The 14277-nt window shown below is 60.8% G+C and carries 9 protein-coding genes; 1 reads left to right on the forward strand and 8 read right to left on the reverse strand.

All coding sequences use genetic code 11. From position 1 onward, the window contains the following. The 3 genes from ABAC402_RS35220 to ABAC402_RS35230 form a co-directional block, all read right to left on the reverse strand. Positions 1–979 (reverse strand): acyl-CoA desaturase (locus ABAC402_RS35220; RefSeq protein ID WP_162148532.1); only part of this gene is annotated, 979 nt, incomplete at its 3' end. A gap of 260 nt (positions 980–1239) precedes the next feature. Beyond that, entirely contained in the window at positions 1240–1734 is a 495-nt protein-coding gene (locus ABAC402_RS35225) for a response regulator (protein ID WP_155847443.1), read from the reverse strand. A 158-nt stretch (positions 1735–1892) separates the two neighbouring features. Further along, a complete protein-coding gene (locus ABAC402_RS35230) occupies positions 1893–2804 on the reverse strand; it encodes a RimK family alpha-L-glutamate ligase (protein WP_235079989.1) in 912 nt (303 codons plus the stop codon). A 60-nt stretch (positions 2805–2864) separates the two neighbouring features. On the opposite strand from ABAC402_RS35230, the gene ABAC402_RS35235 reads away from it, so the two are divergent. After that, positions 2865–3860: an adenosine kinase gene (locus tag ABAC402_RS35235; protein WP_023450581.1), complete on the forward strand. Its 996-nt coding sequence runs from the start codon at positions 2865–2867 to the stop codon at positions 3858–3860. Positions 3861–4072: 212 nt separating this feature from the next. On the opposite strand, the gene ABAC402_RS35240 is transcribed toward ABAC402_RS35235, so the two are convergent. From ABAC402_RS35240 to ABAC402_RS39385, 5 genes are all read right to left on the reverse strand, one after another. Next, positions 4073–4657, reverse strand: a complete 585-nt coding sequence (locus ABAC402_RS35240) for a Smr/MutS family protein (RefSeq protein ID WP_023450582.1) — start codon at positions 4655–4657, stop codon at positions 4073–4075. A gap of 46 nt (positions 4658–4703) precedes the next feature. Next, complete coding sequence (locus ABAC402_RS35245; RefSeq protein WP_023450583.1) at positions 4704–7409, reverse strand: PAS domain S-box protein; 2706 nt, start codon at positions 7407–7409, stop codon at positions 4704–4706. Between the two features lie 255 nt (positions 7410–7664). Next, positions 7665–7931 carry a GlsB/YeaQ/YmgE family stress response membrane protein gene (locus ABAC402_RS35250; RefSeq protein ID WP_023450584.1) on the reverse strand — a complete coding sequence of 89 codons (267 nt, stop codon included), beginning with the start codon at positions 7929–7931 and terminating at the stop codon, positions 7665–7667. Between the two features lie 175 nt (positions 7932–8106). Continuing rightward, positions 8107–8943 carry a class I SAM-dependent methyltransferase gene (locus ABAC402_RS39380; protein WP_023450585.1) on the reverse strand — a complete coding sequence of 279 codons (837 nt, stop codon included), beginning with the start codon at positions 8941–8943 and terminating at the stop codon, positions 8107–8109. Positions 8944–8999: 56 nt separating this feature from the next. After that, positions 9000–14006, reverse strand: coding sequence for a calcium-binding protein (locus ABAC402_RS39385; protein ID WP_023450586.1), 5007 nt, complete (start codon positions 14004–14006; stop codon positions 9000–9002). Positions 14007–14277 lie beyond the last annotated feature (271 nt).

Consider the following 14277-nt stretch of genomic DNA (forward strand, 5'->3'; position numbering starts at 1 on the left):
AAGTTCGAAGCCCGCACATCCGGCCGATCAAGCCCATCAGCTTGCAGGGCTTGCGGTCGGGCAGGCGCAGCGGTCGGTCGCCGTCCATCCAGTGCAATTGCGGCCGCCACGCCAGGTCCTCGGGCAGTCGAACCTTCGTGACCAGACCGGCGGATTCCAGAGCCTTTATCAGGACATAGCCGGGATCGCTCTGGCCTTCGTACAGACCTATCCGCGCTGAATCCGGAAAGGCATGGTGGTTGTTGTGCCAGCCTTCGCCCATGGTCAGCAGCCCGGTAAGCGGGACATTGCGGCCCTGGACGCCGGCGCCGCGCACCTGCCAGGTTTCGTCGTGCGGCTGATGGGCAAACCAGCCGATCAGCCAGTGGCCGGTGACCGTGACGGCAATCTGGGCGCAGACGCCCCACACGACCCAGGCCCAGCCACCGATCAGCCCGAACACCACTACCCACGGCAAATGAACGGCGATCCAGTGGCGGTCGATAAAGCGGTAAAACGGATCGTTCAAAACCTCGTCCTCAATGCGCAGGTCCGGCGCCCGGTCAAGCCTGAGCTCGCAGTGCATCTGCCACCAGGCATCGATCAGGGGCGGGCGTCGATGACCGAAATAGGGATGGCAATCCGGCTGGCGCTGAGCCCAGTCGCGCTGGTCGTGGGTGCGGATCATGGCAAATGGCCCGCCCAAACCGACCAGGACACCGAAATAGACAAGCGTGCGCTCCAGCCATTTGGGACAATCGAAGCTCTTGTGGATCAGCCGGCGGTGCATGCCGACCGAATGGCCCAGCAGAAGGACAGCAATGGTCTTGACGGCGAACAGCAGTACGGTGTCAAGGCGTAGATAAGCGATCAGGCCCCAGATCGCGGCAGCGTACATGGCGATAAGAAACAGCGACTTGACAGGGGCATAGACCACCCGGCCGGAGACGGCATCACCGCTGCCTTGCGCTATGCGTGACATGTTCTCGAACCCCGCCATAACAACCCCTATCATTTAGCTAATTATCTAACTAACTAATCATGAGATGGCGTCAGCGTCAAGAGCGGTTGAAGATTACGTTAAGCTTCTGAAGGAACTGCATAAATTCCCCCTCCCATCCGCTTTGAGGGGAGAGGACGAGAGCCGAGCGAAGCGTGGGCGATCGGCGCGGGGCGGCGAGCCTGAGAGGCTATGCGTAAACGTCCGCATTTGCCATCTACGCAGTGACCTCATACCTGCCACAAATCCTCGCAGTGACCTCATACCTGCCACAAATCCTCGGCACACAGGATCAACTCATCCCCTCTGGCCACCAGCTTCAGCGACCTGACCCGCGCCACCGCTTCACACAGCTTTTCATAGTTCAATGGCTTGACCAGGTAGTGCACAACGCCTTGCTGCCGTGCCTGGACGATATCGTCCGCCAAGTCCGACCCTGACAGCACCACAACGGGAATGGTCATTAACCCGGGCACACCGGCCAATGTTTTCAGAAAGCCACCCCCTTGAATCTTCGGCAGGTTGAGGTCGAGAAAGATCAGGTCCGGGCGCGGCGCTGCTTCGAAGCCCGGCTCGTGGCGCAGGAACTTCAAGGCGTCCTCGGCCGATGTCACCCAATGTCCGTCGAACTGTACACGCGCACGATTGAGCAGTGCCGTGACGAGGCGAATTTCTTCGGTGCTGTCCTCCACAAACAACACTTGAGCGATTTGGGAGGCCTTCGAGGCCATAACATCGGGAACAAATTCCGCCATGCCGCACACGTCCGGACTGGAAAGCGGCGAGTTAACGCCCAGCCCGTCCACTTATCAAGCGATATTTGCACCATGATGGTTGTGAAATACTACCTGGCGACGAAGCATGGTTCGCTTTAGGTTAGGTATCCAAACGAGAAAGCCAATACTCGCAGAGTCTAGAGCGCGTGGCACTTGCAGCCAACATGCATGGCCAGTTCGACCGCGTCCTTGAATCGCATCGACGCTTCCAGGTCGTAGGTCAGGTACAGGTCCGGCTCGATCAGTTCCAGTTCCATCAGGCAGAACCGCCCCTCCGCATCGCGCACCATATCCACCCGCGCATACAGCAACCGGTCGCGGCCGATAAAGTCCAAAGCCGCTTCCGCCAGGTCGGAGGCTTCGACCGGCGGCCATTTCAGTTGCAAACGCGCGTCGTAGTCCGGCTGCGAGCGGAAATCGCCCGATTTCGGCGTCTTCAGCACCGCATGCGAAAACGCGCCGGCAAAATAGAGAAGCGACCATTCGCCTTCGGTCTGGATCGAAGCCATGAAAGGCTGGATCATGGCCGCACCCTCCGGCGGCGCGGCAACCTTGCCTTCGACGTCCGGTTCCCCCGAAAGCGCAGCATCGCCTTGCCAGACCACGGTGTTTTTTGCCCCGGCCGAGACCACGGGTTTCAGAACAAGCGCGTCGCCGAAATCGGCGCGGGCGCGGGCGATATCATCTTCGGTCAACTGCTCGACGAACAAGGTTGGGATGATCCGCACCCCGGCCTCGGCCAGGTCGCGCAGATAGCGTTTGTCGACATTCCACGCCACGATCTCCGGCGGATTGAACACGCGGCGTTTGTCGTCGGCCAGGCGCTGGATAGCGGCGCGGAAACCGTCCGGATCATTATGATAACCCCAGGCCACCAAAGGCACGATCAGGTCATAGTCCTGCGTGACCGGCTCCGACCATGGCTGGTCGAAAATCTCGGCGTCAAGGCCGGCCAGAGCCTCGCGATAGGCGTCGAGCACATAGGGCCAACGGCCGTGGTGCGACGGATGGTCAGGGTTCGGCGTAAGTATCAATAAAGACTTGCTCATCGCTTCCTTATTCACCATTAGGGTAGGCCATCGCAACCGGAAATACTGAAGCTCGCGCCTATGACCCTGACCTACGATATCACCGCCGTCGGCCACGCCATTGTCGACGTCTTGGCGCCCGCCGACGACGCCTTTCTCAAGGCGCATGACCTGCACAAGGGCGCCATGACCCTGATCGACCAGCACCGCGCTGTCAGCCTCAGCGAGGCCATGGCCGACAGCGAAATGGCGTCGGGCGGGTCGGCGGGCAACACCATCGCCGGCGCGGCGTCGTTCGGCGCCAAATGCGCCTATATCGGCAAGGTGGCGCACGATGCCCTGGGCGAGGTTTTTTCGCGCGACCTGAAGAAGATGAGCGTCACCTTCAATACGCAGGTGCTGCACGACGATCCGACCCATACCGGCCGCTGCCTGATCAATGTTACGGCCGACGGCCAGCGCACCATGGCGACCTTCCTCGGCGCCGCCGCCATGGTCGGACCCAATGACGTCGATCCCGAGCTGATCAAGGCGTCACAGATCGTCTATCTCGAAGGTTATCTGTTCGATACCCCATCCGGCAGGGAAGCCTTTGCCCGTGCGGCTCAGATCGCCCGCACCAATGGCCGCAAGACGGCGATCACCCTGTCGGACACGTTTGTCGTCGACCGCTGGCGTGACGATCTGCTGGCCTTTATCGCCCGCAATGTGGACCTGGTCTTCGCGAATGAGCATGAGTTGATGTCGCTGTTTCAGACCGACGATTTCGACAAGGCGCTGCGCTACCTGCGCACCAAGGTCGACCTGGCCTTTATCACCCGCTCGGAAAAGGGTTCGGTGTGTGCCCGCCAGGACGAGATCCACACCATCCCGACCTATCCGGCGGCAGCGGTGGTCGATACCACCGGCGCCGGCGATCAGTATGCGGCCGGCGTCATGTTCGGCCTGACGCATGGCCTGCCGATGGATGTGTGTGGCCGTCTGGGGTCCTTGGCGGCTTCGGAAGTCATCGACCATTACGGCCCACGGCCCAAGGTATCGCTGCGGGAACTGGCGCAAAAACACGGACTGATTTGAGGCGAAGCTTCTCAGCTACAAACGATTTTATCGTATCCTCCACCGCTAGCGGGGGAGGTGCTGAGCGAGCGAAGCGCGTCGAAGCGGAGGGGGAGCCAGAAGCGCAGAATTCTGAGTTTGTAACGCCCCCTCCGTCTCGACGCGCTTCGCCCATAGGAGGGCTCGCTTGCTCGACACCTCCCCCGCAAGCGGTGGAGGATAAGTTCGTATTTTCAACTTCTTCGTTTCAGCGCCACATATAGCGCGCCGGAGCCGCCATGGCGGGCGTGGGCCAGGGAAATACCGGCCACGATATGCCCTAACGCCGGATCGGCCAGCCATTCCGGCGCATTACGCTTCAGGATACCGTTTTCTGCCATCCCCTTGCCAGTGATCACCAGCACCGCGCGATAGTCGTTGGCATAGGCCTGCTGCACGAAGGCCTTCAATCGCGCCTCGGCAGCCAGGCTGTTCATGCCATGCAGATCCAGCCGCGCCTCGATCGGGTCGCGCTCGCGGCTCAGCCGGCGTTTGCGCCGCGGCTCGATCGGATCGGGTGAAAAGCTGTCGCTGACGATGAAACGGAAAGCAGGCTCAGCCCTGGCGATCTGTCCCAGTTGGAAAGGTGTCGCCGGTACGGGCTTAGGCTTTTGCGCCACCATGGGTTGGGCCATGCCAGGGACCTGGACGGTTTCGGTTTCAGTCTTCGGCTCGGGCTCGCCCGGTGTAATGCGCGAAGCCCGGTGCGGTCGCACAGTGGCGGTGACCAATGACCACAGACGCATATCCTCGGGTTTGAGCGTGAAAAAACGGGACATGTCGCGACCTTGCCACGGCGCACGCCGAAACGGAACCTATGTGCAGTTAGAATTCTTCGCTCTGGAAGGCTTGAAGCTGACGCGTCAGGCGCTCGCCGCGCCGGCCAGCGATCAGCGCGGCCTCAGCCAGGCGGCGCACGCTTTCCGGGCTTTCCGTTGTCCGCGCCATGACGTCGAGCGCGCCATTGACCACCTGAAGCATCTGGGCAAAATCCTGGGCGACGTCGCCGGTCAGACGGCCTACAGTCTCGAAGCGCTGGGCATTGTTTAGGGCGGCGTTCATCTGGTCGACGCGAACCTGCATCCCGGCCATTTCGGTCTGGGATGCGTTCAGGACGGCGGTCAGCTCATCCAGGCGCCCCTGAAGGTCGCGATGAGCGGCCTGCCATTTGGCCAGTTCGTTATTGGCGGCGGCCAGTCGGTTCTCGTAGTTGGTATAGTCCGGTTGTGGTGTCGGCGTAGCGGCCAGGTCGGCATAGCGCGACCGCAGCACTTCGTGGGCGTCGCGGACCTCCTCCAACTCGTCGCTCAGGTCGGCAATGCGCGCCTCGTACTGCTTATAATCGGGCTCTGGCCGAGCTTTGAGAGCCTCGGCCTCTTGCGTAGCCGCGGCCATGTCGGCGAGGGCCTGCTCCACCTCCGCCTCAAGCTCGGCGATGCGTGATTCGTGAGCGCTGAAGTCGGGCTCCGGATCCGGTGCCGTGGACAAGACGTGGTAGCGTTGGGCCAGGTCGTCATAACGCGCACGTGCGGCTTCAGTTTGTTGCCGCAGTTCAGCGATGCGAGTTTCATGGACGCTGTAGTCGGGCTCGGGCAGGGGCTGCGACAGGACAGAGTCAAGCTCTTCCTGGACGGCGTCGCGGGCCGCAGCCGTGGCCTCGATCTCGGCTTCGAGTTCCTCCAGGCGGTTTTTCAGCATAGCGTTTTCGGCGACGACGCGCGGATCGGCTTCGATCACTGGTGGTGGCGCCGGGGTGTTGCGCAGGGAGACGACTTCGTCATTTAGCACGGCCAGTTGCGCCTTCAGCACCTCGTTCTGCGAGATGACGGCCGTGTCGGCTTCACGTACGATGACAGGTTTCGGCGCCGGCAGGTTGCGCAGGGTTTCCAACTCGGCCCGGAGCGTGGCGATTTCGGCCTTAAGCCCTGCATTTTCGGCCACGACGGCGGGATCGGGTTCGTGAACAATGACCGGTTCACCAGCGGCTTGACTGATGCTGTGCCAGGCATAGACTTCGCCCGGATCAGCGGCAGCGGCGCGCGCGGCCTCCATTTCGGCCAGGGCCTCGGCGCGGCCGGCCTGGCGCGCCTGTTGTCGGGCGACGTCCAGTTCGGCCAGGGCTACATCGCGTGCGGCCTGGCGAGCGGCGGTAAGATCGGCTTCGCTAACGGCAGGCTCGGCTTTTGCCAGAGTCTGTCCCTCAGCGATGGCCTGTTTCCACTCGGTCGAATCATAGGCGATACCGTAGATCTGACGTTCGCCACCTTCGACGGTCGCCTGGCCCTTCAGGGTAATCCAGCGGCCATCGCCACTTTTGCGAGCTACCCGGATGTCGAGTTCAAGAATATCGTCCTCGCCCGACTTGAGCCGGCTGAAGGCATTGTCGGCCTTGACCTGGTCGTCCTCGGAAATCAGGGTCGGTCCGCCTGGCATGTCACGGCCAATCAGGGCGCGCATACCGGCATCTTCGACAATGGTATCGGCCTCCGGGTCGTACTGCCACACGCCGATGCCCAGCGCCGCCAGGGCGCGCTCGCCGCTGCGGAAATCTTCCAGCTCCTGCAGTTGGTCTGCGTCAAGAACCGCTGCCGCCGGCGGTACCGGCGTCACCACAGCTTCTTCCACCGGCAGCGCCATGACGGTCAGACCATTGGGGCCACCCTCGTGGGTACGCACCACCCAGCCCGTGACTGAACAGGGATGGGTTTCGCCGGTGAGCGCCTTGAGCTTTAGCGGCACCGACGCCTCGCCGGTATCGGTGTCATCCTGAATGTCGCCGAGATAGTCGAGCGCTGACTGGAAATCTCCGTCGGCAACGAAAATCTGTGCCCAGTTCTTGCCGACCACCTGTTCACGCTTCAACTCGAAGGCGTCAAGTGCGGCACTGTTGACATCCAGAACGGTGCCTTGGGCATCGAGTCCCCAGAAGGGCACGGTGGCAGCCGAGAACCAGTGGCCGCGCCACGCGCCGGTGAGGTCCTCGACGCCTTCGCCAGACCAGGTTTCTATCTCGACCATGGCCGAGGTCGAGCCAATGATCTCGCCGGCGCTGTTCATGATCGGCATGGAGGTCACCGATACCAGGACCTTGTCGTGGCCGCCATAATTGGTCAACAGATGCTGGAAGCCCTTGACTGTCTGGCCGCGCAGGGATCGCGCGATGGGCATCAGATCGGCTGGCACGGCCCGGCCGTCAGGAAAGGCGATACCCCAGGTGGCGGCATGAAAGCGAAGGCCAATCAGTTCGGCGTCTTTGCGGCCCAGAAGCTGATGCGCCGCCTTGTTGGCAAACGTGAATTTTCCGGTTGTATCGGTTTCGACGAGGGCGACGGGAACGGCATTGAGAACGTTAAACATGCGTCGTTCCAAGGTGTCGATCTTGCGTTCGGCCTTGAACAAAAGGTCCTGGAACTGGCGCACCTGGAAGGTCTTCAGCGAGGCAATGACTCCGCCGACAATGGACAGTAACAGCAGAACGGCAGCGACCACGCCCAGAAAGGTGGCCAGATCCTGTGGGGTTTCCCAAAACATGCGCCTAAATCTCGCCTATGACCTTCTGCCGGGCGCCAACCCTGCTTGCTGCGCACCTGCCGCGTTTTGCGACAGAGTCCGCCTTTCGCCTGTAACCCAGCAAAAACCGGGCCGCAAGCGCGACACCCTACAACACAAATGCTTAAGGGAAAATGGTCATGCAAAAAGCGGCGGAATTGCTTCCGCCGCTCTTGTTACGATAGCGCTGGTCAAGTGCTGGAGCGCGATCCGATAAGGTGGACGCCACTTTCCGCTTTAGACGGCGCTTGGACCGCGGCGAAGCATGCGGGCCACAGCAATCAGCAGGCAGGCGCCAGCAACACCAGCAATCAGATAGCCGATAACACCGCCAAACGAGATGCCGAGCATGGCAAACAGGACGTTGGCAATGATGGAGCCGACAATACCCAGGATTATGTTCATCAAAAGCCCCTGATTGGACTTCATGATCATTTCGGCTATCCAACCGGCCAACGCACCAATGATGATGGCCAGCAGCCATCCGACTTGAGGTTCACCCATAAAAATCTCTCCGTAATTGTTCGCCGGCCAGGAACGCGGCTCACCCCAAAGTAGCGGGGACGGTCCAAGTTTAGGATGTGGTTGTGGTCGCAGTTTGCAAGGTTTTGGAAAAGCCTGATCCAGGCTCCTGATGCGTCGCGCCGTTTCTCCGAAACGTGATGCCCGCGTTTCCCGGTTACGCTCTCGTCTGGTCGGGCTTCCTTATCAGGAAGGTAATGTGCGGGCAAAGCATCAGCTTCAGGAGGTTAATGTCGCTCACCGGACGTCCCAGCTTTTGGCCATAAGCAACGCATTGGTGGTGGAAGAAGTTGTCGCGCCGAATCAGGCCCTGCAGGTCGTGGCGCGCCGTGGTCATGGTGCGTAGCCGGTGGAACATCCATGAAAACACGTCGTAGGCGGCATGGAGTTCCTCCAGCCGCAGGCCGGCCTTAAGGGCCGAAGCCTTCAGGCCCAGAGGCGTGAAATTGTAAGTCGAATAGTCGTGGAACTGTTCCAGATAGCTGACAGCGCCAAACAGGACACCGTTGGGCTTTAACACCCGGGCGATTTCGGTGAAGGCGGCATCGAGGTCGCGGACGTGTTCGAAAACCTGGAACGAAAAGACAGCGTCGAAACTGGCTTCGTCATAGGGCAGGTGAAGGCCGTCATAAAAGTCGATATCGCTATTGGCCTGAGCCGCCGGACGCGCGCCTTCGGCCATGCCTTCGAGATAGTTGACGCCCCGCCAGACATACCCCATCCCCTCCAGCATGCCGCGATAGGCGCCGGTGCCGCAGCCGTAGTCGAGCACACTGGGCGCCTCGCCGTACAGCGCCTGGTGGGAGCGACTGAAACGGTCGGCCAGCTGTTCCGGCGATACCGGATCGGTCGAGGTCTGGCTGACGAACGGACCAATCTCCTTGCGCAGGGATCCGTCAATAATCAGGTCGTCACCATCCTGGAAAATACCGTCAAGCAGAGCTTTCAGGCCCGCCATGGTGGCTTGGGGAATGTCAGCGGAAGGTCCGTCCATGCCGCTCTATCTCACGTAAGATTCCACCAGGCAAGCCATGGCGCAGCCTTATCTCCCTACCAGACGATGTGAGCCAGCACGTCGGCAATCGTGGCACTGTTGACGGTAATGAGGTTGCCACCGCCCAGCGTGATCAGCACATTTCCGCCGGACTGGGTGACGAGGGCGTTGTTGGCGACCCCGCCCGTATAGGCGTTAATGTTGATCGTGTCGTTCTGCACCGCCGAAAAGTCGCTGATGGTGTCAGCCCCGCTGGCGGTTTCGAACAGGAACAGGTCGCTGCCCAGGCCACCGGCCAGGATGTCCGTTCCCCCCTTGCCATTGAGGGTGTTGTTGCCACTGTTACCGGTCAGGCTGTTGGCCTGGCTGTTGCCCGTGGCGTTGACATTAGCCGATCCCGTCAGGAAAATGGCCTCGGCATAGCGTCCGCTAAGGCTGTAGGTTACGGTCGAATAGATGACATCCGTGCCCTCGCCGTTGGCCTCGACGACGTCATCTGTTGTGTTCTGAACATAGTAGGTGTCATTGCCCAGGCCGCCGGTCAGAACATTGATGCCGAAATTGCCGGTAAGGACGTTGTTGAACGCATTGCCGTTGCCATTAACCGCGGCTGACCCCGTCAGGGTCAGGTTCTCGACATTGGCCACCAGGCTGTGGCCCAGAGCGGTCATGACAAGGTCAATGCCTTCGCTGGCCAGTTCAGTGACCACATCGCCGGCATTGTCGACGACATAGGTATCGTTACCGGTGCCGCCGATCATCGTGTCGGCACCGGCATCGCCGTCCAGGCTGTCGTGGCCGCCCAGGCCGGTGAGGATGTTCACGCCGCTATTACCGGTCAAGGTATTGGCATTGCCGTTGCCGGTGGCGTCGAGATTGGCAGCGCCGGCCAGGGTGAGGAATTCGATAAAGCGGCCAGCAAGGGAGTAGGTCACGGTCGAGATAATGGTGTCGGTGCCCGCGCCATTGGCTTCGACAACATTGTCGCCGCTGTTCTGGATGTAATAGGTGTCGTTGCCGGCCAGGCCCGACAGGACGTTGTTGCCATCGTTGCCGGTCAGGACGTTGTCGAGGCCATTGCCTGTACCGTTGACCGCGGCTGCGCCGGTCAGCAGCAGGTTTTCCACATTGGCGGCCAGGGTCCAGGTCAGGGCGGTCTCGACGGTATCGGTGCCTCCGGCGACGGCTTCGACGGTCGTGTCGCCGACGTTCTGGACGACATAGGTGTCATTGCCGGCCAGGCCAGTCAGCACGTTGTTGCCACTGTTGCCGACCAGCCGGTTGGCCAGTTCGTTGCCGCTGCCGTCGACATTGGCCGAACCGGTCAGGACCAGGTTTTCCACCTGGGTACCCAGGAAGTTGCGCGTCACCGCCGAGTAGACGACATCAATGCCGCCGCCCGCCGACTCGACGACGCTGTCACTCTGGCTCTGGACGTAGTAGCTGTCGTTGCCGCCAAGGCCCGACAGGACGTTGTTGGCGGAATTGCCGGTCAGCACGTTGTCGAGCGCATTGCCGATGCCGTTGATCACCGCGGCCCCCGTGAGGGTCAGGTTTTCAAGATCGGCTCCCAGAGTGTAGGTAATCGACGATTCAACCGTATCGGTGCCCGCCGCGGCGGTCTCGACAATGACGTCGCTCACGGCGTTGACGACATAGGTGTCGTTGCCCAGTCCGCCCGTCAAGGTATCGCTTCCGGCGCCGCCGTCCAGCCGGTTGTTGCCGCCATTGCCGTTCAGGGCATTGGCGCTCCCGTTACCGGTGGCGTTGATATCGGCCGAACCGGTCAGGGTCAGGAGCTCGACGACGCGCCCGGTCAGGTCGTAGCTGGCCGACGAAAGGATAACGTCGTTGCCCTGGCCCGCGCCTTCAACAACATTGTCGCCGCTGTTCTGGACGATATAGGTGTCGTCGCCCAGTCCGCCGCTCAGGATGTTGTTGGCACTGTTGCCGGTCAGGACGTTGTTCAACGCATTGCCCGTGCCATTTATCACGGCAGTTCCGATCAAGGTCAGATTTTCGAGGTTCGCGCCCAAGGTGTAGCTGGCGAGATTGGACTCAACCGTGTCGCTGCCTTCGCCGAGGGCTTCGACGATGAGGTCCGTGACGGCGCTGACGACATAGGTGTCGTTGCCCAGGCCGCCGGTCAGGGTATCGTTACCGGTATTGCCGTCCAGGCGGTTGGCATTATTGTCGCCGGTCAGGCTGTCATTAAATGCCGAACCCAGGATTCCTTCGAAATTTGTCAGAAGGTCGTTGCCGTTACCGGTCGCCTGGGCCGCGCCCTGAAGCGCCAGGCTGACCGAAACAGAGCCCGGTGCGCTGGCGTAGCTAACGATATCGAAGCCAGCCTGGCCGTTCAGCGTGTCATTGCCGGCGCCGCCGTCGATAGAATCGTCGCTGCTGCTGCCGGCGTAACTATCGTTGCCGCTGCCCAGGATTCGGTACAGGCTGCCGCCCGCCAGCGTCACGTTGAGGCTTTCGAACGACGCGAAGGTGTTGACGCCGATCGTCAGGGTCACACCGGACCAGACCAGGTTCAGGCCCGACAGGCCGCTCAGGTTCAGGTTCAGATGGTCGATCCCCGTACCGCCCGACAGGTTCAACCGGTTGCCGGCTGTGGCCAGGGCATTGCCGTCGACGTTCATGATATCGTCGCCGCGCCCCATGGTGTAGGCAATGCGCTCCATGCCGTTGAACTGGGTGCGGTTACTGCCTTCGTTGTAGAGGTCGCCATAGAAACGCGCGCCGCCATCATTGTAGATGTTGCTGGTAACGCCGGCATCCTGGCTGTTATTGCGCACCGTCAGGAAATCGTAGCCACCGCCGCCCTCGACATACTGATATCCCATGGCGTCGTTTAGGGTGATGGCATCGTCGCCGCCCGCCAGCCGGAACTGTTCACTCGTCGCGGTCGTGCGTGTGACGGTGTCATTGCCACTGCCGAGCGTCACATTGAAGTATTCAAAACTGAGCAGGCTGAGGCGGGTACTGGTCAGCGAGGTTTCATTGAGGACGATGTCGGCCGTCAGGGCGCTCAGATTGGCGCTGAGGCTGTCGATGCCGGCGCTGGCATCGAAGGCAATGCTGGTATTGCTGTTGAGCAGAGGTGTGCCGTCCAGGGTCAGGTTCTCATTGCCAGAGCCGGCGATGACGCTCAGGTTTTCTGTGCCGTTGTACTGGGTGCGATTAGTGTCGTTATAGATATCGCCGTAAAAACGGATGCCTGCGTCGCTATAGATGGTGTGGCCGATATTGGCGGTCACGGTGTGATTGTCGATGCTGAGGCTGTCGTCACCGCCTCCGGCTTCGACGTACTGGTAGCCCGCAGCGCTGGTCAGGGTGACGGTGTCGTTGCCGCCCGCCATGCGCCAGCTCTGGTTGTTGGCGCCGGCGACCGTCACGCTGTCATTGCCGCTGCCCATATAGATATTGCCGTAGATTTCGAAGCCATTGAGCGCCAAACGATCGGCCGTGAGGCTGTTGTTGAGCACGGTGATGTCGGTTGTGATAACCGACAGATTGGCTGTGGTCAGGCTGTCTGTTCCGGCACCGGCGTCGATATCGGCGCTGTTGGCCAAGGTCGCGAGGGGGCCGCCGTCGAAGGTGAACGCGTCATCGCCTGTCCCCATCCGGTAGACGAGCACCTCTGTCCCGTTGTATTGCGTGCGGTTGCCGCCATCATTGTACAGGTCGCCGTAGAAGCGTGCACCACTGTCGTTATAAACGGTGCTCGACACACCCGCCGTCTGGGTTGAGTTGTCGACCGACAGGGTATCGAACCCGCCGGCCAGTTCGACGTACTGATAACCATGGGCGCCATTCAGGGTCACGCTATCGTTGCCGGCGCCCAGGCGCAGATCCTGTCCGGCGGTTTCGGTCAGGGTTACGCTGTCATTGCCGCTGCCGAAGGTCACGCCATAACTGACGAAGCCCAGTAGGCTCAGGCGGCTCGTCGTCAGGGAGGCGTTGTTCAGGACGATGTCGGTGGTGATGACCCCCAGGTTCGCCGACAGGTGGTTGCCTCCGGCGCCGGCGTCGACATAGACGGTGTTGGCCGCAACCGCCAACGGACCGGCGTCGAGGATCAGGGTATCGCTGCCTGAGCCCATAGAGTAGGTCAGGTTCTCAACGGCGTTATATTGCGTGCGATTGCCGGCGTCATTGTAGAGGTCGCCATAAAAGTCAACGCCGCCGTTGTTGTACAAGGTGCTGGTGACCGCGACCGTCTGCGCGGAATTGTTCACCGTCAGGCTGTCCTGGCCCGCCCCCATGGCGACATACTGGTAACCCAGGGCGCCGTTGAAGGTGACGCTGTCATTACCATTGCCGAGGACCAGATTCTGGCCGCCCGTATTGTTCAGAGTGACGCTGTCATTGCCGCTGCCGAAGGTGACATTGTAGGTGGTGAAGTTCTTTAGCGACAACCGGCTGGTGGTCAGAGACGCATTGGTCATAACTATGTTGGTGGAAACGACCCCCAGATTGGCGTTCAACGTATTCACGCCACCGCCCGCATTTACGGCAACATTGGTGTTCGACGCGGCGAGAGGGCCTCCGTCCATGATGAGCGTGTCGTTCCCCAGGCCCATCGTGTAGTTGATTTTCTCGATACCATTATACTGAACACGGTTTGTGTCGTGGTAAAGGTCGCCATAGAAGTCGACGCCGCCATTGTTGTACAAGGTGCTGGTAACCCCCACAAGCTGCGCGGCGGCATTGACGTTCAGCGTATCCTTGCCGGCGCCGCCTTCGACATAGATGTAGCCCGTTGGATTGTTGTAGGTGAAGACATCGTCGCCGGGGCTGTTGCGCAGTCCGCCATGGCCAGTCACCAGCTTTTGGGATTGGTCGACGATGGCGGCGATAGTGGGCGTGCCCAGACTCTCAAGCGTCAAGGCGGGAGCGGTGGTGATCACGCGGAAAGGGCTGTCATCAAGCGACGGCAGGAGGCTGCTATGGATCTTGCCATCGTAGATTCGTGATGCTGGGCTGCCATTGAGATCGATGGCGTTGGCGACACCGCCGGTGCGGCCGGAATGATCGACAAAAAGTGAAGGCATGGTCTTTTCCTTGAATTATGGTCGGGCGGGCGTGGGCGCGGCATCGCCGCGTATCCGGAAAAATGACAGGCTACTTTGACGCAAGGTCGCAGTTGTAACGCGGGGGCCGCACCGAAATTGGACGCCAGGCGCGGAATCTACAAAATTAAGGTTGGGTTAAGAGTTTACCGGAACGCCGTTCTGTTGGCTACAGAAAACGCCTGAGCTTTGATCCACTTTCTTGTCACGCCGCTGGCAAAATGGTTAATGACAATCAGGGGGCGCGAGGTTA

Origin of the sequence: Asticcacaulis sp. AC402, from assembly GCF_000495835.1 — a bacterium.
Classification (GTDB): Bacteria; Pseudomonadota; Alphaproteobacteria; order Caulobacterales; family Caulobacteraceae; genus Asticcacaulis.